General features: G+C 40.9%; 20 protein-coding genes. 11 read left to right on the top strand and 9 right to left on the bottom strand.

Translation table 11 applies throughout. The features are described from left to right. The first annotated feature begins 111 nt into the window (after nt 1–111). Nucleotides 112–831: a hypothetical protein gene (locus tag KN1_RS14005; RefSeq protein ID WP_221288368.1), complete on the top strand. Its 720-nt coding sequence runs from the start codon at nt 112–114 to the stop codon at nt 829–831. A gap of 499 nt (nt 832–1,330) precedes the next feature. On the opposite strand, the gene KN1_RS14000 is transcribed toward KN1_RS14005, so the two are convergent. Both KN1_RS14000 and ilvC read right to left on the bottom strand, forming a co-directional pair. Beyond that, entirely contained in the window at nt 1,331–2,104 is a 774-nt protein-coding gene (locus KN1_RS14000) for an MBL fold metallo-hydrolase (RefSeq protein WP_221288366.1), read from the bottom strand. Next, nucleotides 2,088–3,107, bottom strand: coding sequence for a ketol-acid reductoisomerase (ilvC, locus tag KN1_RS13995; protein WP_221288364.1), 1,020 nt, complete (start codon nt 3,105–3,107; stop codon nt 2,088–2,090). The genes KN1_RS14000 and ilvC overlap by 17 nt, the downstream gene beginning before the upstream one ends. A gap of 383 nt (nt 3,108–3,490) precedes the next feature. Between ilvC and KN1_RS13990 the strand changes: the two genes are divergently transcribed. Continuing rightward, nucleotides 3,491–4,189: a helix-turn-helix domain-containing protein gene (locus KN1_RS13990; protein WP_221288362.1), complete on the top strand. Its 699-nt coding sequence runs from the start codon at nt 3,491–3,493 to the stop codon at nt 4,187–4,189. Nucleotides 4,190–4,247: 58 nt separating this feature from the next. On the opposite strand, the gene KN1_RS13985 is transcribed toward KN1_RS13990, so the two are convergent. After that, complete coding sequence (locus KN1_RS13985; RefSeq protein ID WP_221288360.1) at nt 4,248–5,597, bottom strand: MFS transporter; 1,350 nt, start codon at nt 5,595–5,597, stop codon at nt 4,248–4,250. Nucleotides 5,598–5,855: 258 nt separating this feature from the next. Beyond that, on the bottom strand, nt 5,856–7,025 hold the full coding sequence (locus KN1_RS13980) for an enolase C-terminal domain-like protein (protein WP_221288358.1): 1,170 nt from the start codon (nt 7,023–7,025) through the stop codon (nt 5,856–5,858). 51 nt (nt 7,026–7,076) lie between these two features. Here KN1_RS13980 and KN1_RS13975 point away from each other — a divergent pair, with 51 nt between their 5' ends. After that, nucleotides 7,077–8,111, top strand: coding sequence for an NAD(P)-dependent alcohol dehydrogenase (locus KN1_RS13975; RefSeq protein ID WP_225905717.1), 1,035 nt, complete (start codon nt 7,077–7,079; stop codon nt 8,109–8,111). 163 nt (nt 8,112–8,274) lie between these two features. Here the strand turns inward: KN1_RS13975 and KN1_RS13970 are convergent, their stop codons facing one another. Beyond that, nucleotides 8,275–9,990: an acyl--CoA ligase gene (locus KN1_RS13970; protein WP_221288354.1), complete on the bottom strand. Its 1,716-nt coding sequence runs from the start codon at nt 9,988–9,990 to the stop codon at nt 8,275–8,277. A gap of 870 nt (nt 9,991–10,860) precedes the next feature. On the opposite strand from KN1_RS13970, the gene KN1_RS13965 reads away from it, so the two are divergent. The 5 genes from KN1_RS13965 to KN1_RS13945 all read left to right on the top strand — a co-directional run bounded on the left by KN1_RS13965 (nt 10,861) and on the right by KN1_RS13945 (nt 16,769). Then, complete coding sequence (locus KN1_RS13965) at nt 10,861–12,264, top strand: ABC transporter substrate-binding protein (protein ID WP_221288352.1); 1,404 nt, start codon at nt 10,861–10,863, stop codon at nt 12,262–12,264. 13 nt (nt 12,265–12,277) lie between these two features. Continuing rightward, nucleotides 12,278–13,114, top strand: a complete 837-nt coding sequence (locus KN1_RS13960) for a carbohydrate ABC transporter permease (protein WP_225905716.1) — start codon at nt 12,278–12,280, stop codon at nt 13,112–13,114. Next, nucleotides 13,111–13,914, top strand: a complete 804-nt coding sequence (locus KN1_RS13955; protein ID WP_221288348.1) for a carbohydrate ABC transporter permease — start codon at nt 13,111–13,113, stop codon at nt 13,912–13,914. The genes KN1_RS13960 and KN1_RS13955 overlap by 4 nt, the downstream gene beginning before the upstream one ends. Beyond that, a complete protein-coding gene (locus tag KN1_RS13950) occupies nt 13,911–14,888 on the top strand; it encodes an ABC transporter ATP-binding protein (RefSeq protein ID WP_225905715.1) in 978 nt (325 codons plus the stop codon). Before KN1_RS13955 ends, KN1_RS13950 begins: the two co-directional genes overlap by 4 nt. 783 nt (nt 14,889–15,671) lie before the next feature. Then, nucleotides 15,672–16,769 carry a cytochrome P450 gene (locus KN1_RS13945; protein WP_221288346.1) on the top strand — a complete coding sequence of 366 codons (1,098 nt, stop codon included), beginning with the start codon at nt 15,672–15,674 and terminating at the stop codon, nt 16,767–16,769. A gap of 128 nt (nt 16,770–16,897) precedes the next feature. Here the strand turns inward: KN1_RS13945 and KN1_RS13940 are convergent, their stop codons facing one another. Further along, nucleotides 16,898–17,575: an HAD family hydrolase gene (locus tag KN1_RS13940; protein WP_221288343.1), complete on the bottom strand. Its 678-nt coding sequence runs from the start codon at nt 17,573–17,575 to the stop codon at nt 16,898–16,900. Between the two features lie 354 nt (nt 17,576–17,929). Continuing rightward, nucleotides 17,930–19,570, bottom strand: a complete 1,641-nt coding sequence (locus KN1_RS13935) for a hypothetical protein (RefSeq protein ID WP_221288341.1) — start codon at nt 19,568–19,570, stop codon at nt 17,930–17,932. A 606-nt stretch (nt 19,571–20,176) separates the two neighbouring features. Here KN1_RS13935 and KN1_RS13930 point away from each other — a divergent pair. Further along, nucleotides 20,177–20,332: a hypothetical protein gene (locus tag KN1_RS13930; RefSeq protein ID WP_221288339.1), complete on the top strand. Its 156-nt coding sequence runs from the start codon at nt 20,177–20,179 to the stop codon at nt 20,330–20,332. Nucleotides 20,333–20,498: 166 nt separating this feature from the next. On the opposite strand, the gene KN1_RS13925 is transcribed toward KN1_RS13930, so the two are convergent. Beyond that, nucleotides 20,499–21,128 (bottom strand): amidohydrolase family protein, encoded by a 630-nt coding sequence (locus KN1_RS13925; protein ID WP_221288337.1) that lies wholly within the window; start codon nt 21,126–21,128, stop codon nt 20,499–20,501. A gap of 357 nt (nt 21,129–21,485) precedes the next feature. Here KN1_RS13925 and KN1_RS13920 point away from each other — a divergent pair, with 357 nt between their 5' ends. Together KN1_RS13920 and KN1_RS13915 are read left to right on the top strand one after the other, a co-directional pair. Further along, complete coding sequence (locus tag KN1_RS13920) at nt 21,486–21,920, top strand: molybdopterin-binding domain-containing protein (protein ID WP_221288328.1); 435 nt, start codon at nt 21,486–21,488, stop codon at nt 21,918–21,920. Then, the gene (locus tag KN1_RS13915; RefSeq protein WP_221288326.1) at nt 21,917–22,495 is read left to right on the top strand and encodes a molybdopterin-binding protein; all 579 of its coding nucleotides are present in this window, start codon (nt 21,917–21,919) and stop codon (nt 22,493–22,495) included. The genes KN1_RS13920 and KN1_RS13915 overlap by 4 nt, the downstream gene beginning before the upstream one ends. A 616-nt stretch (nt 22,496–23,111) precedes the next feature. Here KN1_RS13915 and KN1_RS13910 read toward each other — a convergent pair. After that, the gene (locus tag KN1_RS13910; protein WP_221288324.1) at nt 23,112–23,636 is read right to left on the bottom strand and encodes a hypothetical protein; all 525 of its coding nucleotides are present in this window, start codon (nt 23,634–23,636) and stop codon (nt 23,112–23,114) included. Between the last annotated feature and the right edge of the window lie 93 nt (nt 23,637–23,729).

The following is a 23,729-nucleotide window of genomic DNA, read 5'->3' as shown; positions in this document are numbered from 1 at the left end:
GGGAGTTCAGGAAATGCCCATGAGAGCCATACTATATAGACTATAAAGCGACTATATATCTATGGAAACTATTTAGATAATCTTTATATCTGATAGTAAATAATCTAACACATGACCTTTAACGATATAAAGTTCGACACTTCGATTCCAGGAGAAATACCGTGGGAAATAGTAGTAGCATATTTTGTAATAGCGACAGCACTGACGTTTTATTTCTCTAGAAAAGTAGGGTTCAGCAAGTTCACCACAATAGACCTTGTGTACATAGGTATAGGGGCGGCTTTCTCTACAGTATGGGAGTTCTACATAGGGGCATTTGCGTCGAGGCTGGTCCCCCACGCTCCCTTCATAAGCATAGGCTTCTGGGGGAGGATGATCATAATATTTATCGTAGCTGCGCTAGTGAGGAAGCCCGGTGTCGGTATTCTAACCTTATTCGTCTTTGATGTCCTCGCTGACACGTTCCATTACGGTTTCGGCGGGCAGCCCTTATACTTCATCTATGAGTCTTTGACCTACGGCCTCTTCATAGACATGATGATAGTGGCTACAAGGGGTAAGTTATTCGGAGTAGGAATGGCCGATGGCTCTGTAGGAGTAATAAGGTCCCCACTACTACTCACAGTCATAGAAGGAGGGATACTGGGAGCACTATGGGCAACACCTGATCCACTACTTTATTACGGCTTCCTCAGGGCATTCATCTACGGCGCGGTAGTTAACTGGGGGTATATATTGTATTTACTTTCTACAACTGTACCAGTGAACGCGTTAGTAGGAGTAGTAGGGGGCCTAGCCAGTAGTAGGGTAGCCAGAGCTGTAGGACAGTAAATAGGTTAAAAATTTTCATTAAGTTATTTTATTTTTATTAACAGATCTTCATTATACTTCTATCTCTATTGATTTTTAGATTTCATCAGCTCTCTGTATTGAATATTAATGCTTTTGACGCTCTTTTCTCTATTCATATCCGACATGGAATCACAGAAATTACCCGTGATTTAGGGACTGTTTAGAGCAACACCGAAGATGTCATCAGAAAGATCCTTTGTAACTCAGTCACTATTATACTCAGTCAAGTACTAAAGGGCAGGTTTATCGCACTATATATGAAGGGTATATACGCCTTAAGTTAAAGTTACTGTTGCCCTTTATGGACTGACCAAGTATAATATTTGTTAATTTTAGGGGCAGGCAGACAAAAGTAGACTAAAGGAAAAAGTTAGTTACGCGTAAGTTGTATCAGGGTTATGATAAAGGCGTAGTGTTGTAAGTTTTATAGATAAACATAATAGTGATGTAATGTCAACACTTGTATTAAGGAAAATCTTTATGCCAAGTATTGGTTATACCTTACTACGTTCTCGGGGTCATAAGCTGGTATTACTACATCACATTCACTTCTCATATACTTATAAGCGGTAATACACTCATAAATGTCCTCAGCTATACCTATAGGAATAAGTTCCTCATAATTACCTAAAAGGAAGACGGCATCACTAATGCAGAATCTTTTCCCGTTAAAAGTAAACTGGACTAGCATTGAACTCCTATGATGACATCCAGTCCACCTTACGTTTATTCCCTTTACTACTTCTTGGTTTTCCACCAGCCTAATCCTATCCCATGCCTCCTCGAATAAGAAATCCCTGATATATTTAGGAAGGTATATATCTCTGTTGAGAAACGGGGAGGGTTCTGGATTCACTACATCGTGGTACCAACCGGTTTTCGAGAAATAGATCCTTGCCTTCTTAAATAAATTTAATCTACCTATTGCATAATCTTGTACGGGAGTAATGATTATGTGTGAAATATCGTTAACGTCTATGTTTAGCCTCCTTAATCCGTTTTCTATTTTTTCATCTTCACTATACGTGAACTTACATCTATCACTCTTAGCCCATTTAGCCAAAAAATCATTTCTCATGGTGACGTCATCAGGGAGCCCCGTGTTCACCAGGACATTGCCGTCTTCGCTTTCTATAAGAAATGAATAGAAATAAAGTTTGTACCATTTGTCAAAGTCTCTCATCCAATATACTTCCGGTCCAGGGACTTCGCCGTGTTCTCCTACTTTAAAAATTCTAAACGTTCTTACCATCCTTTATCCTCCCTAATGTCTTATATAGTTCTTTTTCTGCAATAGCCATATCACTTTCAGTAGCCATCTTCCATAGCCTGTAAAATACTGGATACCCTGTCAGTTGCTCTAGAGTCCACTCCTTAGCAAAATTACCGTTCCATATATCCTTAGCCTCGTCTTCCACTATCTTCTTAATTTGATCGTAATACTTGAAGAATCGCGTAAGAGTACCGTATTGACTAGTGGTGCTATGATGTATCATCTGGTTGAATATTCCCTCGTCAGCCATTAACCTTGCGATTTCCGAAAGCTCACCGGACGCGTAAAACTCGAGAAGAGCTGCCTCGGGTGAAACACCGTATTCCTTTACGGCTACATCATAACAAGCCTTTATAGCTGCGAATAATATGGGGACCCAGGTATGTTCACTCATGAGGTCTATTGCAGCTTCCTCTTCAAAAGAAGATTTTACAGCTACTCCTCCGGGTAATCCTATTGCCCCTATTCCCTTCGCAATACTTTTAGCGTAATCCCATGCTTTTCCTGAACTATCCTGCTTTACTCCAATGAGAACTGGATAGCCTTTTCCTTGTTTGTGGAGATCTACCATTCCTTCTCCTATCATTCTGGGGGCTACCATAACCACGTCGGTATTTCCAGGTGGTCTGATAAAGCCGAATGCCACATTATAACCACTAGCGAAATCAAGAACGTATTCCTTTTTTGAAGAGATTATAGGACCAATTTTCTTCTCATAAATTTCTTTCATTATTTCATCAGGAATAAGTAGGAGACCTATTTCTGATCTTTTAACCGCTTCTTCTATCTCATAAACTTCGAAGCCTTCCTTTTGTGCCAATTCATAATATTTGTCACGGATATTTCCTACTATTACATGTAAACCACTATCTCTCATAATACTGGCTTGTGCCCTTCCTTGATTCCCGTATCCTATTACCGCTATTGTCTTGTTTTTAAGTAGATCTAGATTGTAGTCTAAAATTATGTTATTGTTCGACATATTTGATCATTCGATATGTAGTTATAAATACCATTCCTTACTTATTTGGAGTCTGTTAGGAGGTTACGGAGAGATGTTATAATCTTTTTCATTATAGTTGTAAAGGAATTAGAGGCATGACCTTAGTTTATCCATCTCGAGAAAGGATAAGTTAAAGCCATAAGATTACGTCTCGCTTAGCTTAATGCTAAAATACCTTGCTTTTGACATTGATAATGACTGTAAGTCTTACCATTCCTTGTTTATAGACCTTGTTACTTTCTACTATAATTTTCTCATAATTGCCTGCTTTTAATAAACCTCTATTATTTTTTATTTAAAAAATTTAAATAATATTTATACTCACTAAAAGGTTATATACCGTATAAGCAAAGATTTTAAATGTGGAACAGTTGGAAACTACCTTAATTCTCTTTGAGATTGAACATGATGATTGTTGGAGTAAACTAACCTCAGATCATTCTGTTACAATTAGAACTGTTTTTGCAAAACCTAAGAGAAATGAATATATTTTAGGTATAGATGAGATTAAGGTTGCAAAGTCTAAGGACTTTAAGGATTTCCTAAGAGCTTTTAAAAAGGATAAAAGTGTACTTGGGATAACAAATGTTTCTGAAGTAGATAAAAAGAGGGGAATATATCGTATTACGTTTAAGGAGAAATTTGATCATATGCTTATGAGTGCTCTAAACAATTACACTGTGTTCTATTTTAAGGATCTGATCAGAAAAGGAAAGGAAAGGTTAATAGTGGTTACGCCGTCTGATGAAGTAGGATCATTGAAGGAAGAATTAGAATCCTTAGGAAAAATAACTCTCTTCAGATCTTCTTATATAAGTTTGGACTCCTTAATACCCACGTTTTTTGACCTCTCTGAGCAAGAACTTCACTCATTAACTGAAGCTATATCCAGAGGGTATTATAACTTCCCTAGGAGGATAAACCTTGATGAGCTTGGAAACATTCTAGAACTTTCTAAGCCTACTATTGAGGAATACATAAGAAAAGCTGAGAAGAAGATCATGATGAAGTATTATAATGAAATATGTCAACTCGATCTACTTGCGAAGAATATTGACTAGATTTAAAAATAACTATTTTTAAAATAAAAAAGAAAAACGTTTAAAAAGAAATTTTTACTTAGACGAACCCATAAAAGTCCATTAAAACTTCTTCTAACGTCTTACCTTCGGCTCTAGGCCCATATAGTCCTCCTAAGATCGCAGCTATAACGAAAAAGGCAGCAAATAGTCCTGCTACCCCCGCATAGCTTAAAGCGTTAATAATACCTAGTACGAACAAGCTCCATACACCTAATGAAAATCTCATAAGGGACCACACTATTCCTTGAGCTGTATTCCTTATTTCTGTGGGGAAGAGTTCTACAGACCACATCCTTGTTATAGGCCATAGTCCCATGCCTTGTCCAAAACCAAACAATATAGCGTTAGCTAATGCAACGGCTAGAATTCTAAAAGGTAGTATTGTAGGAATAGCAAAACCTATAGCACACACTACCGCAGATATAAGGTATAATAGTCTTCTACTTATTTTATCTCCGAGCCTCATAGGGACTAGGAGTATACCTATAATTGCAGTTGAAAACCATCCTATATCAACAAGATCTCCGACTACCGGGCTCTTACTGGCCCCTATGGCCGCTACTAAAAAAGGAAGGAAGAAACCGAATGTCCCTGCAGGAATCCCCCATAATATATACACCGGGATTATGAAAGCAAAACCCTTTGCATATCGGCCTAGAGACACCTTCTGGGCTGTCTGAGGTAATGACGCCCCTGGTGAGGATGAAGTTGTAGTCTGATTTATACCCAAGGCACTCTCAGCCTTTTTCAACTGTTCCTCTTGGCCTTTAACCGCTGCCCATCTTGGCGATTCTATTAAACTTCTTCTCAGTATATAAGTGACTATTGCCACTATTGCAAGACTGCCGAACAGTATTCGGAAGGAATTCACTCCGAGAGGCGAAGTAATAATCCCAAGAACCAAGATTACGATAGGACCTATATACCAGAATATATTAGTAAATGACATTAACTTTGCTCTACCCATCTTAGGAGAGTATTCTGCAATTAAAGCCCAAGAAGTAGGTACGTCTATTCCTACGGCAAGACCTACTAAGATATAGCCTGGGACTAACATGTATACGCTTGTGCTTGCTGTAATGATTATAGCTCCTATGATGTAAATGAGTAGATCGTAAGTGTATATTGTCTTCCTGCCGTATCTATCTCCTAAGGGTCCAGCTATTAATGCTCCTATAAAGGCAGCGAAAGCGTTAGGGCTTAAGGAAGCTATTAGCCCTAATAGGAATGAAGATAGGTGAAAATAAGATACCCAGAAAGTTGTAGATGCAGCTCCGGCCACTATTGAACCCGCATCTAGGTAATCTCCTATAGCAGCTAGAGTAGTCCATCTATAGTGTATGCCCTTAACTGGAGAATTATCAAAAGCTGAAAAATCCTTAGGCATAGATTATCTATCAACTATTAGCTACGTGCATATTTATTGTAGCTTCCTTACAAGTAAGGATATTTCACATTAAGTAAAGCATCATTTTTTAATTGTTTACATTTGATAATGAGCAGATAATATCTCTTTTGCTAATTATATAAATTTTTCCGTATTTGTTACTGCACACATTTTATCTTTCAAATATATTTTTAAATATGCAAAGAAATTTTGCTGTTTAAACTTAATTAAAATATACGTTAAAATATATTAGAAATTTTACCTTTCATTATCTACCTTAAATTTATATTTTATGCCGAATCCCTCTTCTTCCCCTAGTTTAAAGTATCCGTTTTCAGGTTTTGGCGGGTTCTCTACCTCATCCTCTAACCACCTATATTTAGTAAGATATTCAGCCATCGGTGCTATACTTTCTGGCTCTGATATTATAAAGTGAAGATTGTAAATATTAGATGTGTGAGGGATTACTACTGCGCCATACGCCTCGGCTATACCCACTATCCTCTTCATAGGAGTTATGCCACCTACCCATAAGGAATCGGGTTGTAATATCCTCACTCCTGAATCTAATAGTCTCTTGAAGTCATAAACGTGGTAATGATGCTCTCCTGCAGCTACGGGAGTATCTGTTGATTTGGTCAAATACTTATAACCGTCAAAATCATCAGGTAACAAAGGCTCCTCAACCCAACTCATCTCATATTTCTCTAAGCGCCTCATCATCTTCAGAGAGAAAATCAAGTTCCAAGACATCCACGCATCACCCGCTAACTCTACAGAATAACCTACAGAATCTCTAATCCTCTTCACCAGTTCGACGTTTTTATCTACAGCTAAAGGATCTGCAGGACCGCAACAAAATCTCATCTTCATTGCAGTATATCCTTCCTCAACATATTTTCTCGCTTCATCTTCTAATTCCTTCGAAGGATGTAGATGGCTCGCGTAAGCCTTAACCTTGTCTCTGGTTTTTCCTCCCAAAAGAACATATACTGGTATACCGAGGGATTTGGCTAACGCGTCATACATGAGTAGATTCACGGCACTTACAGCGTGTAGAGCCAATCCTGTTCTACCAATAGGCAAAGTGTAGCGATATAAAAGATCCCAAATCATAGTAATATTACTCAGTTCTTGTCCTATAAGATGAGTTGATAAAGTTCCAGATACAAAATCGCAGACTTGCTTTGAAGTTTCTAAAACGGATCTAGTACCGTCATCAGTATCCAGACTAATAAAGCATATCTCGTCCATAAAGGCTGATTTAAAAGGCGACATAGAATTTAAATTATAGTAGTCCGTGGGCTTTGCATACGGATAACTTTCTCTAGTGATCACCTTAGTTTTCAAAACTGATACTTTCTCGATCTTTATACTTCTTCTCCTCACAGTAAGAATATTAAGAACTGGGTCTACTTTACGTATCATCCAAACTGGTATGGAGTAATAATTTTAGTTTAAATGGTGATGAGTTTCAATATGAAGTCCAGAGCAGCTCTACTTAGAGAGATAAGAAAGCCCCTGAGCATAGAGAACATAGAAGTGAAAGAGCCCAAAGGGGAAGAAGTACTGGTCAGGGTTGAAGGCGCAGGGCTCTGCAGAACCGATTTACGTATTTGGAAAGGGCTTGAGGCTAGGCCTAGCTTTAGATTACCGATAGTCTTAGGTCATGAAAATGCAGGAAGAGTAGTTCAAATAGGCGATAAAGTAAACGGTATCAGGGTTGGAGATAGAGTTGTGGTATATGCCACATGGGGAGACCTTTCATGCAGGTATTGTAGGGAAGGAAAGTTCAGTTTATGTAAAAATCAAGTGATCCCGGGACAAACCACAAACGGAGGATTTTCAGAGTATTTACTCGTACCAAGTTACAGATGGTTGGTTAAAACTAGTGAATTGAACCCATTAGATGCAGCTCCTCTAGCAGATGCGGGAACCACGTCAATGGGGGCCGTAAGAAAAGCCCTTCCGTTTGTATATAAGTTTCCCTTACCAATTATAATAGTAAATGGAATAGGAGGACTTGCAGTTTATGTAATCCAGATTCTCAAAGCATTAGTAAATAACGCGATAATAGTGGGTATTTCGCGATCCGAAAGACATAGGGATTTGGCTGTAAAGTTAGGTGCAGATTACGCAGTAACTCCGAATGAAGCAGAAAAAATCGTTAATAAGCTAAGCGAAGGTCTAGGAGCGTCTGTAGCCATAGACCTTGTAGGGACTGAAGAAAGTACACACAGACTGGGGAAAATGCTTGCCCAAGAAGGGGGTATAATTGAAGTAGGCTTAGAAGGGAAAAACATATCTTTAGATACATTTGACCTAGTCGTATGGAATAAACAACTATTAGGCTCTAATTATGGGACACTAAATGACCTTGAAGACGTAACAAGACTGGCAGAAATGGGGAAAATAAAATCAGTTATAGTAAAAAGGAAATTAGATGAAATTAATGAAGCACTAAAGGATCTTGAGGCAGGAAACGTTGAAGGCAGAGAAGTAATAGTACCATAAAATCCGGTATCTAGAACTTGGAGTATTGAAACTAGCTTTTTCGTCAAAGAAAAAGTTTAATACACGATGACGAGGAAAAAGCCTATTATCTACCGGGAAGACTCACTAAGGGGTAAAAAGGGAGAGTGGTCACTATTGGGGGGGAATAAACTATAAACGTCCTTTACACAAAGTACTCATACCTCCCCCTTTCACCCTTCTTCCTCCTCTCCTCTTCAATTTTCCTTAGTTCATTCCTCTTAATTTTACCGCTTATAGTCTTAGGCAGTTCGTCCACAAATTCGATTATCCTAGGTACCTTATACGAGGACAGCAATTTCCTCATATGCTGGTATATGTCCCTTGCTAAGTCCTCACTCGGCGTGTAACCCGGCTTAAGGACAATAAACGCCTTGATCACTTGCCACCTTACTGGGTCGGGACTCCCGACTACAGCAGCCTCAGCTACTGCAGGGTGCTCTATGAGAGCACTTTCTACCTCAAAGGGACCGACCCTATAGTCTGAGGTCTTTATCACGTCATCCCCCCTACCTACGAAATACCAATAGCCCTTTTCGTCAAAGTATGCCTTATCTCCAGTATAGTAATAGACCCCTCTAAACGCAGCCTCGTTTTTGCTCGGGTCTGAATACCCCTTAAATAGTCCTATCGGTCTCCATTTGTCAAGCCTTATAACTATATGCCCTACCTCAAAGGGCTTCGTAACCTCATTCCCGTTATCGTCCACTAACCTCACATCATACATGGGGAACGGTTTTCCAAAGGACCCCGGGACTACATCATAATAGGGCAGGTTACCTATCATAGCAGTTGTCTCCGTCTGTCCGTAAAAGTCCCTTATTGTTAACTTGAACTTATCTCTCCATACCTTAATTATCTCCGGGTTTAACGGCTCTCCAGCTGAAAGCACTTTCCTCAACTTTTCAAACTTCCTTTTGTTCAGGTCTGTTAGGATGAACTGTCTCCATGCAGTAGGAGGGGCACAGAAGGAAGTTACCCCATAACTTTCTACGGCGTCCAAGTACTTATTGCTGTCCAACTTTCCAGCGTAATTAATACCTACAACGGTCGCTCCTACAATTAGCGGTGCGAAAAAGGAGCTCCACGCAAACTTAGCCCAGCCCGGAGCACTTAAGTTCAGGTGTACGTCGTCTCCCGAGAGCCCTATTATTGCCGCTGTGGATATATGGCCTACGGGATAGGATGTAGCTGTATGTATCACCCTTTTCGGGAGGCCCGTAGTCCCTGAAGTAAAGAAATTAAAAGTAGGGTCGTCAGGTGTAGTTAATTCAGCTTCGGCTTCACCGCTCTCCTTTTCTACTTCGTCGTAGGGGATCCAGCCGTCTCTCTTCCCCCTCACCACGACCCTTAGGGGGGAGGTATGTCCTATTGACTCGTCCAACTTTTCCGCACTCTTTTCATCGGCGATCAGGACATCGGGCCTTGATTCAGAAAACCTGATCTTTAACTCGTAAGGGGTAAGGTTTGTAGCGGTGGGTATTATTACCATCCCACCCTTGACCAGGCTTAAATAGGCTACCCATAACTCTGGTAAAACAGGGGTCATGACGTAGACTACCTTACCTTTTCCCACTCCCCTACTCCTTAAGAAGTTCAGTAGTTTGTTAGCCTTACTATGCAGTTCCGCGTAAGAGTACTCTTCTTCCTCTCCCGTATCTATATCAGACCAGATCAGGGCTAATTTTGAGGGGTGCTCTTTCAGGTGGATACCCTCATATATATCCTTTACCCAGTTAAAGTGTCCGGGTATCTCGGAGTCGTTTAACTTTGTCATTAGTGCTATCATCTCATTATCGTCGTTGACCTTACCTGCTCTACGGATGAACTCGTGTATAGTATTTATGAGGGGCTCTTTCATGTTATAAAACACGTAAATTAGGTAAATAAATCTTTATGAATGAATAAAGCATATAATAAAAATTATGCAAATTAAAATTATATTAATAAAAAACTTTATTGAGATCCAGTACATAACCGTTATTATACTACGTAAATTAGCTAAATTAATTAAATGACAATTTGTCTATCCGTAGAAAATAGTCGATAATTTTATGAGTTAGAGCAAGAGAACATATAGTAAATTATTAAAAACATAATAGTTAAGTATTATCCGCAGTGTTTATCTTGGTATTTACATTCACATTTTTTAGATTAAATGATTGAAGATATGAAGCTCTAATCGGAAAATATGATATTGTTAGTGCTTAATTTAGTAAAAACATAACAAGCAGTATGATTAGATCGTTTAAGATTTCTCTAGAAATTATCACATTAATTCAATATTGAATTAACTTAATTTAGTACACAAATAATACAATAAACGTAAAGTTGTTGTGAGTAGTTTAAATTTTAACATTCTCACTATAACGCTTTTATACGCTCATCCCTAGTATTAACATTACCTAGCTTGCATTAAATCGTTAAGATATAACTTTACGTCATACATATATAAATTCCAAAGTAGCTTAACTGTTCTTAATATTTTAGGTAAAATATTAATTCCATTTCACTTTAACATATCCTAATTTTCTATAACCTTTCATGTTACTAAGTATTCTTGATAATCTTCTCCCTAATTGTAAACATTAAATATCTTATAATAAGTTAGAATGACTAAAAATTCAGTCATTATGTTTGTAGTAAAGTAATAACTCTTTTTATTAATTTAAAGGTATATCGTAGAGTTAGATTAATTAATGATTATTTATATATTGATCGCTGATCTACTATGGCTTTTAGAGATTTTTTAAACAATAAGAAATTTTCAAATAAGGATATAAAGCTTAGGAGAGCAATCTCAGGTGCAGCATTAATCGCTATAATAGTAGTAGCTGCACTAGTAGTAGCCCTTGGAGTATACTTTTACATGTCTTCAGTTAAACCGACCACTACGACGTCTTCAACAATCACCATAACGTATTTTGACGACTTAGCCCCGTCTGAAGCTAAGGTTATGCAGACTGTAGTAATACCAATGTTCGAGAAACAGCACCCTAACATAAAAATAAATTACGTTGACGAGAGCGCATCACAGATAGTGCAGAGCATAGAATCTTTAGAACAAGCTGGGAAAATTGGGCCTACAATAATAGGTGAAGACAATATGGTCATAGGTGAACTTATTTACGGTGGATATCTGATGAACCTGAGCCCAATAGCGTCACAGATGATGCCTTCCTCACTTATCCCGTCTATGGTAACACTGACCAACTACGAGATAAAGGTATGGCATGCAATATACTTTATTCCTCTTAGAGCTAATATTCCGCTAGTTTTCTACAATAAACAAGCCCTAGAACAAGTAGGATTTACGCAACCGCCTCAAAACCTATCAGCTCTCATGGAAGCTTCAGAATTACTGTACCAAAAGACCGGTGTTAAGCCTGTAATGTTCCAAGGACACGGGGGTGCCAGTACAGCCACAGAATTATTCCAGTGGGCTGTCCAATTTGGCGGAAATCCTATAGTCTTTAATGACTCAGGGGACATACAGATGTTTGAATATTTATACAACCTGAGCAACTACTTTGCTCCAGCTTACATCCACGGCTACTGGGGGTCTTATAAAGGTTTAGCTAGCGGGGAATACTACATACTGGACTATCAGTGGCCTTACGTATATTCATTACTACAAGGACTTGGGATGAACTCGAGTACGCTTGGTGTCTACCCTGGCCCTGCAGGTCCAGTTAACAGCGACCATCTAGTGGGAGGAGATGTATTAGCAATTCCTAAGGGCGTTCCCTCCAAAGATCTACCTTACCTAATAGAGTTCGCAAAGTTCCTGCTATCTTCCGAGGTTCAGCGTATATTTATTGTAAACTTAGGTTGGCCTGCGGTAAACGCTAAAGCCTACGAGAACTTACCATCTAATATTTCATACCTATATCAGCAAGAAGAGGCAGCACTGCAACACTCCTTCTTTAGACCGCCGGTTCCATGGATTACGGAGTGGAACAACATAATGGATCACGTATTCGACCAGATCATAGTAGACCATGCTCCTTATAGCCAGATTCCTCAGATACTGAGTCAAGCTAATGCGCAAATGTACCAGTACTTAGCTAAGTACTACGGGCCTCAAGTCGCCCAACAATATGAACAAGGTGATTTCGGACCTTTATATGCGTGAGGTGCTAGTTAGATTGACCGGGAAAGGCAACCTAAGTTTTTTTGCCTTTGTCCTTCCTGCAGTAATTTATGTAACCGTCTTCTCTTTTTATCCTGCAGCAGAAGTAGTTTGGTTAAGCTTTCACTCACCTATTAATAACTCGTTTACGCTATCCAATTTTAAGTCACTGGTTTACTTCGGTCTCCCAAGCGCTATAGTTAACACCGCCGTAGTGACCGCAGGAGCACTAGCTATCCAGTTATTTTTAGGGATGGCTATTGCATCTCTTATTGTGTCGAAGGTAAGAGGGGCTAGACTGTTATATATCTTAGCGTTAATTCCCTACGGCATAGCTACCGTTGTTAATGCTGTTGACTTCAGCTTTATTTTCCAATCTACAGGTGGGTTCGCTAATGGGGTCCTAAAATTTTTAGGCTTACCCACGATAAATTGGTATGCTACTACACCCCTTGAACTATTAATAATAATAATTGCTGATAGTTGGAGGAATTTCCCGGTATTTATGCTTCTCATGTTAGCTGGGTACTCCAGTATACCGAGAGAGCTTTATGAGGCTGCAGCAGTAGACGGCGCAGGTATAGTAAGGAGGTTCTTTGAGATCACCTTACCTAATCTAAAGAAATACATAGCTATAGCGTTGATAATTAGGGGAATAAGTGAATTTAACATATTTGCTCTGCCCCTCATCCTCGTGGGTTATAGTCCTCCGTTACTCACCACATTAACCTATGAGTTTTACTCTACGACAATCACTCAATACTATTCATACGCCGCAGCCACTATACTGTTAGCATTTATAACTATATTCATAGTCATTGTATTAAAATTGGGAGGAGGGGGCAGGAGATGAATAAGTTAGCTTATATAGTTCTAGCCATTTTTATAGTATTTCTCATTTACCCTATCTACGTCTTATTCTTGGTCTCATTTGTCCCTCCCATCTACACAGTTGATAGGCTTTACCCTTACCAGTTCCCCGTGGCCCTAACTCTCTCTAATTTACAGCAAGCTCTCTCCAACTCGCAGTTAATACACGCCCTCTATAAGAGCTTGGAGACAGCGACATTAGTAGGGCTTATAGCAGTAGCTCTAGGTATTCCCACAGCTTACGGCCTTAGTAAGCTACCAGAGAAAGTAGCGTATGGGATTACAACGCTGCTATTTACGGTCAATATGATGCCTTCCATAGTAGTAGCGATTCCTATAGCATCCGATTTCATAAAGCTCGGCTTATTTGATAGTGCACTTGGCCTAGCGTTAGCACAAGAGCTTATAGCCCTACCTTTAACATCGTTTATCTTGCTTGGGACATTCCAGTCTATTCCCCCAGAACTTGAATTCCAAGCTAGAGTGGACGGGGCAGGCCTCTTTAGGTCGCTATCGGAAGTAGTATTACCCCTAGCCAGGGAAGGTATAATAGCATCTTTTCTGTTGAGCTGGATGTTATCATGGGACGAGTTCACTTTCGCAGTGCTAATTTCACCCATAAGGCCTACCCTTCCCGTTTTAATCTATCTATACACTACTAGGGGGAATATCTTAGAAGCTGCGTCATTCTCTCTATTCTTAACTCTACCCGTAATTATCCTCACGATTCTCCTCCAGAAGTATTTAAGGGGAGAATATTTAGGAGGTGGCTTAAAGGGATGATTAAACTAGAATTGGATTCTGTAACAAAGATATATAACAAGAGAGCAGTAATAGACAAACTTTCATTACAAGTCCGTGATAATGAATTTTTTGTTATTTTAGGCCCTTCTGGTGAAGGAAAGTCGACTCTCCTCAGACTGATAGCGGGGATAGAGAAACCAGACTCGGGAAAAATATACATAGACAGTAAAGACGTTACTGACCTACCCCCCAACAAGAGGAACATCGCCATGGTCTTTCAAAGCTACGCGTTATATCCTAACAAGAATGTCTTCGAGAACATAGCCTTCCCGCTTAAAATGAGTAAATTATCTAAGCAAGAGATCAGTAAAAGAGTCACCGAGATCGCCGAGAGGCTAGGAATAAAGGATATACTAGAAAAACCGGTTACAAAGATATCTGGAGGACAGCAACAAAGGGTAGCACTGGCCAGAGCTCTCGTTAGAGACCCTAGTCTGTTCTTAATGGATGAGCCGTTAAGTAATATAGATCCGAGGACTCGTTTCTCGGCTATTAAACTATTAAAATCTATACAGAAAGAGTATAAGAAGACATTCATTCTCGTAACCCATAACCACGCTGAAGCGGCTACCTTAGCCGACAGAATAGGAGTCCTACACAAAGGTAAATTCGAACAAATAGGGAGTTATACTGAATTATACGAGAGGCCTGCCACAAGATGGATAGGCGAATTTATCGGAGATGTACCTATGAATTTCATAGATGCGAAAGTATTTAATATTGACTTTAATGGCGAAATAGGGTTCAGACCGGAATGGGTCAGCTTGGAAGATAAAGTTTTTGAATGTGAAGTAGAGTCCACAGAAGTCATAGGAGACTCATACTACGTAAGCTGTAGAATAGGAGAAAACCAGATTGTGGTCAGGGCCGAAAGACAATACGAGATAGGAGAAAAATTAGGGTTTAGTATTAAGAAATACTATAAATATATAGAGGGTAAATTAGCAGAATAATCTCCTTATTTTTTCCGTCCTCCTTTACTACCGATAAAATTAACGGTGTTAAGATATAAAAACCAACTTGTGCAAAAGCTTCTGAGATAACATTTATGTATAGTTTGAAATAATTTTTAGATAACTTTTCCGCCATAGCTAGTCCTTTAATTCTTAGTAGCATATATTGAAAAATCGTTGCCGTGGGATATTACCCTACATTTACGTCTATGCTTATACTTAATCTTTGGACAGGAAATTAAAGAGCCTTAAACTCCTGACCTTGAAATATGTAACATCGCACGTTTTATTAGTAAAAACACATTATACGTAAGAGTTTTACGTGCTATCCCAGAGTCTATAAACCGTAGGTCTGATTAACACCTAGGTTAAACTATAACGTGGACTTCAGAGAGGATGACTGTTAGGATCACCGGTATCGGTGAACTCCCAATCCTAGGCCACCCTGAGGCCGCTTAAATTCTTATTAACTTGTTTACGAAAAAAAAAATAATAGTATTAATAAATCTTAAAAAATTTTGGAAATATAAGAGCTGAGAGAAGGGATAATATATAGAGAAAAATAGCTAAAATAGGTGTGGAATACCCCTCAGACGGTTAGATTGAGCCTTGATGATAAAAACACCGACAAAACACGTCTACTCACAGTTTAAGATGATTTTCTAAATAACCTTTTCCATTGTAGACCGGCTCTTTGATCCCCAAAAACACTATGGCCCACGTATTCAGTACTTATAATAGATATATCTAAAATCTTTTAAACTTTGGCTCGAAAATAATGTTATGTACGATTGGTTTAAGAAAATGAGAAAAGAGCAACCCGTCTATTATGACGGTAAGGTATGGAACGTGTTCTCTTACGCTGACTGCAAAGGAATACTTAACGACCACAAAAACTTCTCCTCCGACCTCACTGAATATAACGAGAAAGTGTCCAGTCTTAGGCAAGGCAAGACCCTCTTCGACCTACCTACTAGGTATACAATGCTCACCTCCGACCCCCCTCTTCATGACGAGCTCAGGAGTATCGCTTCACCTTTCTTCAACCCCGCAAAGGTCAGCGAAATGGAGGGGTATATAAGGGAAGTAGTAAGCGAGATTATAAAGGGGATAAAGGGCGGGGAGGTGGACGTTGTAAGTAAGATAGCCATACCCGTCCCAATAATAGTGATCATGAAGATGTTGGGTATTAAAGCTGATATTGATAAAGTGAAGGACTGGTCAGACTTAATAGCCCTGAGGTTAGGGAAACCCCAAGAGATATTTAAGATCGGCAGGAAATACTTGTCATTAATAAGCTTCGCTAAGGGAGTGGTTAAAAGCGAGCCAGAGACGGAGCTGGCTTCTGCAATAATCAACTCCGGTTTATCTGAGACGGAGAAAATGGGTTACATTATACTCTTAATGATAGCCGGTAACGAGACTACCACTAACTTAATTAGTAATGCTATCCACGACCTGACCACGCTAGGGTTATGGGAAAGTGTAAAGGGTAATTCCGTAAAAGTGGTCGAAGAAGCGCTGAGGTTCTCCCCACCCGTAATGAGGACGGTAAGGAAAGTTAAAAATAGAGTGGTATTAAGGGGAAATGAGATAGAAGAGGGTGAAATGGTCAGGGTCTGGATCGCGTCGGCAAACAGGGACGAAGAAGTATTTAAGGAGCCGGACAAGTTCATACCAGATAGGTCCCCTAACCCTCATCTGAGTTTCGGCTCCGGGATCCACTTATGCCTCGGTGCACCGTTAGCGAGGTTAGAAGCAAGGGTAGTATTAGAGGAATTAAGCGAAAAGGTGAAGCTCAAACGGGTGTTAGATAGAGAGAAAGTGGAGAACGAAGTACTTAACGGTTATAAGAAGTTGGTAGTTGAAATAGAGAAGTGACTCCGGATCAAACTGAGAGGTAGCCAAGAGTTTTTTTCCCTGGTCTTCTGGTAAAATTTATCACGTTATGAGGGTATTGTTGTCCTTTTTCCTTCCTTTCAATCCCTCCCCTTCTTGCTTTACCCTTCTTATTTTACAACTGCTTCCTCACTTTCGATTAAGTCCAACAAGTCCCTGAGGGAGAACAGCCTGCCGTCAATGTCGTCGTAGGCCCTCCTCCTGTCCAACAGTACGCCCTTGAGGCCGGCGTTAAGCGCTCCCAACACGTCTACCTCGTAGATGTCCCCCACGTGAATCGCCTTATCTCTACCTTCAGGGATAGCCAACTTGAATATTTCCGGGTCGGGTTTTACCCTACCCACCTCAAAAGAGAAGATAGTCCTGTCGAAGTACTTCTTCAGGCCGAAGTCCTCTAAGTACTTTTTTCCCTTCCCGTTTATCGCTGCGTTGCTTATAAGGACTGTAGTCAGGCCTAGCGACTTTACCGCCTCTAAAAACTCTATTACGTCGTCATAAATGAAGACTTCTTTTTCGGTGTTCTTCTTCCTCTCCTCGACCAACCTGACCTCGTCTTCGGAAAGGCTTAGGCCGAGCTCCCTAAAGATCTCCTCCAGAGACGGCGTGTTATTACCGTTAGGGTTAGGTTTGACTTTACTACCCCTTATCTTAGCTGAGGCCCTGAACAGTTCCTTTGCTGACACCTTGTAGCCGAGGTCTTTAAGCGCGTCAGAGATCACTTGATAACCCCAAGGCTCGTTATATATCAGCGTATCTCCCAAGTCGAGTGAGACCGTCTTTATTTTCATGGTATTAGGTAAAAATCATATGAGATAAAAAATTTTGTTAGGTTCTTGAGGACGGACAGGGGTTGTCCACATTATTAGAGTCCCCCCACCCGTGACCTCTAACAGGCACCGGGTTACCCGAACAGTATTGAGAAAACGGTACTGTTTAACAACCTTCTTTCATGGCGTTTAGCGGATGTTTCGGTAACCGACGAGAAAGTACCGTATTCAATAAGTTATATTAAAACAAAAGTTGCATTTTCTAAGAGCTAAGAGCGCACGCAAGCTGCTGTCCTGAGCGAGTGATTACTGACCTATATGTTACCCGCATACCCGCCGGGCCACTACAGCAGAGCAGTAAGGCACTAAACGGCACTACCGTCTCTTCGCTACTATTAACGCTACCCCTACTATTAACGCTACCAACACGAGGAATATTAAGACCGGTTCGTACTCAGAGGCTTGGACGTAAGTACTCACCCCTCCGCTTAACGCTAGGTGGTAGACCTCTATTAACCCAGCAGACTGACCTTGTCCGCTGCTCTCCTGAAGGGGGACTACCTTTATTATGTACATATCAGTCGAGTTCTGCCCCGGAATACTAACTGCTAAGACGTTAGGCCGTGGGTAACCTGCATCAGGAGGTAGGCCCCAGGGTGGGATATACCTCGTGGAAATAGGCCCTATGTAAATTGAGCCTATGCTCGTCCCGTTGTTATTTAGCAATAACAAGTTATAATAGTTACTTTGGTTCAATAGGAGTAAGTCAGGCCCGGGTTGATACCATACCACTCCCCCGTTAACGGTGTACTGCGTTATACCTCCGCTATAGATGTCGGTGATATTTGACAGAGTAGTGCCGTAGTTCACCACCAGCAGGTAATTACTAGGGCTGTAATATAACCCCGTAAGGACATAGGGCCCGTATTTAGACGCCTTGACCTCTATTGGGACTTTTACCACTTCTACTAAACCTCTACCGTTATACTTCTCTACTGTAAAATACGAACTCCCTAACATCGATACATATAAGCTGTCCCCTATCACGTTTAGTGAGACTAATGGGGAGACATTGAAAAGCCTTAAACTGCCGACTATATCCCCGTTATAGAGGTCTAATGCTAGTACTGTGACATTTACGGTAGAGTCCCTTTTAGCTACGAAGTTAGAGCTAGGGGCACTCTCGTTAGCTATAAATAGCTCTCCGCCCACGGTGACTATATAGCTCTCAGGCGTGTCGAAGAAGTTAACCGCGCTAAGCGGTAGGCAAGGACAGCAGACAGTGCCCCCGAACGGTACCCCGTTGATGACGTAGTCCTTGCTCCAGACTACCTTCCCCGTGTAATTTATCAGCATAAAGTCCAGTTCAGGTAGTCCGTGTATACTACCTACTTCAGATACTAGCAATACACACTGCGGCAGTTCCTCGATGTACTTCAGGTCAGCGTTTGTCAGGGTATATTTGACGTCGTTTATGGTGATACTGACGTTTTCTCGGAGGGAACCGTTCGCCGCGTTAGAGTGGCAAACTACGGTTAAATTATAGTAAGGGCTATTATACGTCTTCACGGAGTAGTACCCGGTGACCGTGTAGTCGCTCACTAACTTAAGCCCTTGGAATACGTAAACGACAGTGAAGTATTTGTAGGGACCGCCTGGATAGACCTCATAGAAGTATTGCACCATTACGTAGAGTTCTCCCCCTTTTACGGTAGTCAAAACCCGGTGGACGTTGGAGAACGTTGAATTGAGTAATACATGGCACCCATTGCTATTGACGAAGTCCACACTAACGTTTAGGGGGTAACTAGGTGTCAGCGATACACCCGTGAAAGAGGGCCCGGACGCGTATACGACTACGACCCCGTGGTCGTAGGGTATCGCGCGTAAGATAGAAAAAACTTTACAAGTAGTGTTTACCATTATCGTATTGACCTCGTTAAACCGTAAGGCACCCACCGGTGGAGAGAGTAGGACCAGTGTTGCCAGAGCGAGGACCACAATTAGTTTCCACATCTTAAGGTCATTATATAAAGGTATGTTTATAAACACGTTCCAAACACTAAGGGCTTTTACGTGTGAGACCTCTAGAGCCGGGGCGACTTAAGGGCTAGGTATTTCGATCAGTTAATTTACAAAAAACACCACTTTCTACTGCCAGTTTTTTCCTAAGTAGAAATCTTACTTCCTCCTTAACAGAAATATACTCACAACAACTATAGCAAGGGGTGTTCCACGGCTCCTCTACGGTTTCATATTTGTCTAAATATAGTGAGTTTTAACATTAAACATGCACTTAGCAATATTAATAAATAGTACATGTATAGGCGTAAAGTGATGTGTTAATAATTAGATTTAATAGAAATAATCTTTGCCTACTATATTATTTATCCACGAATTGTATTAATTTAATAGAGATAATTTCAATTCACAAGGGGCCCGTGAAACTCTCTAAATTATGGAGGTATTAGTTAAGGACTATCCGCCTTTACGGTTGACCTAACGTTTCTGTCAAAACGTATCGTTACTTTCGGAATAAGGTTGGAGAAACCCTTAAGGCATTACATGGATACGTGGAAAGTATTTAAAGTAGGAGTTAGAGAGTATAAAGTAATAAGATAAATGGCTAGAGTTGAAGAAGGAGAAATAGTCTTAGAGACCCAGAGGGAGGTTAATAATTTTATTAAGGCTATAAAGGAGGAGAGAGTTGATGAAGAATTGATCAGAAAAGCGTTATTATTGAGCAAGAAAAATCCATTATTACGTGACACCGTCTAAGAGGCATAAGGTGACGGGTTTATAATCTATTATGTAGAATGGCCCTACGTATACGTAATTATTTATAATATGCAGAATTATACTAATTTAACGGAGGAAATTATAATCCACAAAGGCATGTAAAAGGCCTTACTCCAGGCACCGTTCAGACTGTCTTAGAACCCCTTCACGGCTTTATGACCTTCCTGCCGTTATCCAGGATCTCTTTGTCTTCTAGCATAGAAAAAGGTACATAGGGGTAACAGCTACCGAACACCAACTTCTCCTTCGGGAACTCCTTAACTATGTGTAACGGTACTGAAGAGACTTCGCCGAACACCCTTTCGTCCTTTACCAGCTCTTTGGCCTCTTTGACGTAGTCGGGGTACCCAGACCTCAGGAGGACTACCTTCACCTTGAACTCCTCCAGTACACCTTTGAGGTCTGCGGGGTTCCCCTTCCCCTTACCCGTATATATGAAGAGCGGTAAGTCGTGGTCTTCGGCGAATTGGAATACCCTCCCTGCTTCCCTCAGGTAAAAGTCGTGGTTTATGGGGTTTAAGACAATCCCCACGATGCCCTTATCGTATTGCCTCCCCAGCTCTACCTCAGCTGGGACCCTACACTTAGGGTTATAAATACCGAGCTGCAGGTAACCCCTCCCTTTATTCCACAAGTACTGTTGGTAAAAACCGTCCACACAGCACATACAAGCGTACTTGTAGGCTGGGTTCAGGACTATGTAGTCGAATAAGTCCCTTATTTCCTCAGCTCTTATACCCCTTATCCCCAGGTGTTGGTGGACGTCTACCTTCACTTGATATAATAGTGTTTTGTAGGCTAAAAAGTACTCCTCCGTAGCCCCGACGTTATTGCCGATAGCACCCTCATCATTCCAACCGTCACCATATTACAAGCTTTTGGGCACCGCCTTGCATAGCGATAAAGGGTTAGTAACCGATACTACACTCTTTAACCTTCATGAGCGTTTAGCCTAACATTAACCTCCTTTTTTATAAAAAATGATAGAGTAAACCACTTTTTTATAAAAATGTCATAAGCCCGACACATGTCTATTAAAAATATTTAGACGACGAGTTTTAAGTAAAAACGATACAGTTATTCATTTTTAACACCGTATGACTTTATATATGAAGTTATCTACATATTTCCTATGAGATATATTCCCACAAAAGAGGCAGTAGGAAAAAAGTTAGGTTATGACACTACGTACGTGGACGAGAACGAACACATGACGCTCTTAGAAAGGGGGCATATAATCACAGAAGAGGACGTAAAGAGGCTCATGGACTCCGGTGTATACTATGTGTGGATAGACGACGGTGCCAAAGAAGAGGGGGTAATGTACGAATGGGAAATATCACCGTATGTAGGGTCAAAGTTAGTTGACGAAAATATCGAAGTGGTCTCAGGGAGACAAGGGCTGACCCTACTCTACTCTAAAATCCCGGGGTTAATTAAGGTCGACGTAGAAGGCCTCATAGACTTTAACCTGAACCAGAAAGTCCTGTTGATCACCAAGAGGAATAACCAGGCTGTAGGTAAAGGCGAGCTGGTGGGGAGTATAGAGGTAGTACCGTTTCTATGAAGAAGGAAGAGGTAGAGGGTATTATACCGGGGAAGAAGCTGATAAGTATTACTCCCTTCAAGTACTCTAAGGTAGGGGTAGTAATAACCGGGACGGAGATATATGAGGGGAGGAAAAAAGACCTATACATGCCGGTTATAGAGGAAAAGTGCAAGAAATACGGGTGGACTATAGTTAAGAGCGAGGTAGTGCCGGACGATGAAGACGCAATATCCAAAGCGGTCTTGAGGTCTATAGACAGCGGGGCTGAAGCCGTCATAGTCACAGGTGGGACTTCTGTAGACCCCACAGACAAGACTTATCAAGCGTTTAAAAAACTCAACGCTAATATAATAGCTTACGGTGTCCCGGTAAAACCGACTACGATGACTATTGTCGCCATGCTGAACAACGTCCCCCTTTTCGGGGTGTCTGCCGGGGGGATACACTTTAAGGAGTACAACACAATAGACATTATGTTCACCAGGATGATGACCGGCAAGGTCCCAGAACCGAGGAACATAGCTGAGATCGGCCACGGAGGTATATTGTGGAGCTTTGAGCAAAAGATGAAAGACTACGGAAGCGGGCACTGAAAGCGAGGACGACAGACAAGGACAGTAGTGTCATTTTTCCCTTAAGTTAAGACTCCCCTCCCCCCGACGTGCGTCATAACCTTACTAAAGATAGAGTTTGAGTTACTCTTCCCGACTAGTAACACAATTAAAAAGGGTAGAATGTGTCCAGTGGTACCTGTAAACCCCTACAAGCTGTTCAGGGCACTACACCTTTTTTCTCTCTGCTTTTACTACTGCGAGAAGGGCTAAACCTCGTTAGGCCTCGAAGCCCCTTACCTCACTTAAGGACTTTACGCGTTTGGTGGCTGTTCGACCTTACATGTTGACGGGTGTGATATACGCTTAGTTTGTAGAAATATCTTGAGCATAGCGGAGGAGTTATTGGTTATACTTACTTAAGCCTAAAAAGGGGAACTTTTCCCTAACCCTTCAAACGACTTGGGCTGACTTTGGAGTGCCCTGATCGAATAGTAGTTTATACAAAAGTCGTTTACCAGAATGGGGACAAGGGAGCGTAAAGCGTCACCAAGGGTTGTGTCTTGTATTTAAACCCCGAGTCCTCTTCTTCTTTTTCCCCAAACGAAATAACGGAAAAAAGGAGGTAGTATATTCGCCTCTTCGGGCTTTTCGCATATTACTTTGCCTCAGCCATTAGTCTGGAGTTCATTAATAGCCCCACTATCCCTACCATCTTCACTATATCTCCCGCAATAGACACGATACCTAGGTTGACTAAGTAAAGGGGGAGGCCGGCGGTAAACACTACGGCACCCCAGAAGAAGAGTGAAGAGTTAACATAACTGAACTTTTTAGTAGTGAGGTAAATAGAGATCCCGGCTACGGGCTCTAACGTGTACCCGAGTAAGATTATCTCTATCCCTAAAAAGTCACCGAGTGAAGCTAAGATTAGTCCGAAGAACGTTATTATTATCGCCGGTATTGCGAAGTAGTCCATGAGCTTCGGCCTTTCCAAATCCGACTTGTGGTAGGACATAAAGGACGGTATTGCTAGGAACCATACTACCCACATTATTGCTAGGAATTGGGGCGATAGCGCATATGATATACCTTTGAGGTCAAGGAGGACCAGCCCAGCAAGGATAATTAGGGAAGCGACAAGGCTTATTATGTTTCCTCTTTTTAGGTATGTCTTTATCATAAGTAGAAGTTTTCCTCTAAAATTTTAAAATTGTGTAAACAATATTAGTGTGCTGTCGGGTAATAGTACAATACTCTCTCATACAAGCTTATA

It is taken from the genome of Stygiolobus caldivivus (assembly GCF_019704315.1).
Classification (GTDB): Archaea; Thermoproteota; Thermoprotei_A; order Sulfolobales; family Sulfolobaceae; genus Stygiolobus; species Stygiolobus caldivivus.
Note: the sequence above shows the minus strand (reverse complement) of the source record. Positions and strands in the feature narration are given on the sequence as shown.

Excerpts from the sequence above, each read along its gene's own strand:
- KN1_RS14005 (WP_221288368.1), top strand. The coding sequence starts at position 112 with ATGACCTTTAACGATATAAAGTTCGACACTTCGATTCCAGGAGAAATA.
- KN1_RS14000 (WP_221288366.1), bottom strand. The coding sequence starts at position 2,104 with ATGGTAAGAACGTTTAGAATTTTTAAAGTAGGAGAACACGGCGAAGTC.
- ilvC (WP_221288364.1), bottom strand. The coding sequence starts at position 3,107 with ATGTCGAACAATAACATAATTTTAGACTACAATCTAGATCTACTTAAA.
- KN1_RS13985 (WP_221288360.1), bottom strand. The coding sequence starts at position 5,597 with ATGCCTAAGGATTTTTCAGCTTTTGATAATTCTCCAGTTAAGGGCATA.
- KN1_RS13980 (WP_221288358.1), bottom strand. The coding sequence starts at position 7,025 with ATGATACGTAAAGTAGACCCAGTTCTTAATATTCTTACTGTGAGGAGA.
- KN1_RS13975 (WP_225905717.1), top strand. The coding sequence starts at position 7,077 with ATGAAGTCCAGAGCAGCTCTACTTAGAGAGATAAGAAAGCCCCTGAGC.
- KN1_RS13970 (WP_221288354.1), bottom strand. The coding sequence starts at position 9,990 with ATGAAAGAGCCCCTCATAAATACTATACACGAGTTCATCCGTAGAGCA.
- KN1_RS13965 (WP_221288352.1), top strand. The coding sequence starts at position 10,861 with ATGGCTTTTAGAGATTTTTTAAACAATAAGAAATTTTCAAATAAGGAT.
- KN1_RS13955 (WP_221288348.1), top strand. The coding sequence starts at position 13,111 with ATGAATAAGTTAGCTTATATAGTTCTAGCCATTTTTATAGTATTTCTC.
- KN1_RS13950 (WP_225905715.1), top strand. The coding sequence starts at position 13,911 with ATGATTAAACTAGAATTGGATTCTGTAACAAAGATATATAACAAGAGA.
- KN1_RS13945 (WP_221288346.1), top strand. The coding sequence starts at position 15,672 with ATGTACGATTGGTTTAAGAAAATGAGAAAAGAGCAACCCGTCTATTAT.
- KN1_RS13940 (WP_221288343.1), bottom strand. The coding sequence starts at position 17,575 with ATGAAAATAAAGACGGTCTCACTCGACTTGGGAGATACGCTGATATAT.
- KN1_RS13935 (WP_221288341.1), bottom strand. The coding sequence starts at position 19,570 with ATGTGGAAACTAATTGTGGTCCTCGCTCTGGCAACACTGGTCCTACTC.
- KN1_RS13930 (WP_221288339.1), top strand. The coding sequence starts at position 20,177 with ATGGCTAGAGTTGAAGAAGGAGAAATAGTCTTAGAGACCCAGAGGGAG.
- KN1_RS13920 (WP_221288328.1), top strand. The coding sequence starts at position 21,486 with ATGAGATATATTCCCACAAAAGAGGCAGTAGGAAAAAAGTTAGGTTAT.
- KN1_RS13915 (WP_221288326.1), top strand. The coding sequence starts at position 21,917 with ATGAAGAAGGAAGAGGTAGAGGGTATTATACCGGGGAAGAAGCTGATA.
- KN1_RS13910 (WP_221288324.1), bottom strand. The coding sequence starts at position 23,636 with ATGATAAAGACATACCTAAAAAGAGGAAACATAATAAGCCTTGTCGCT.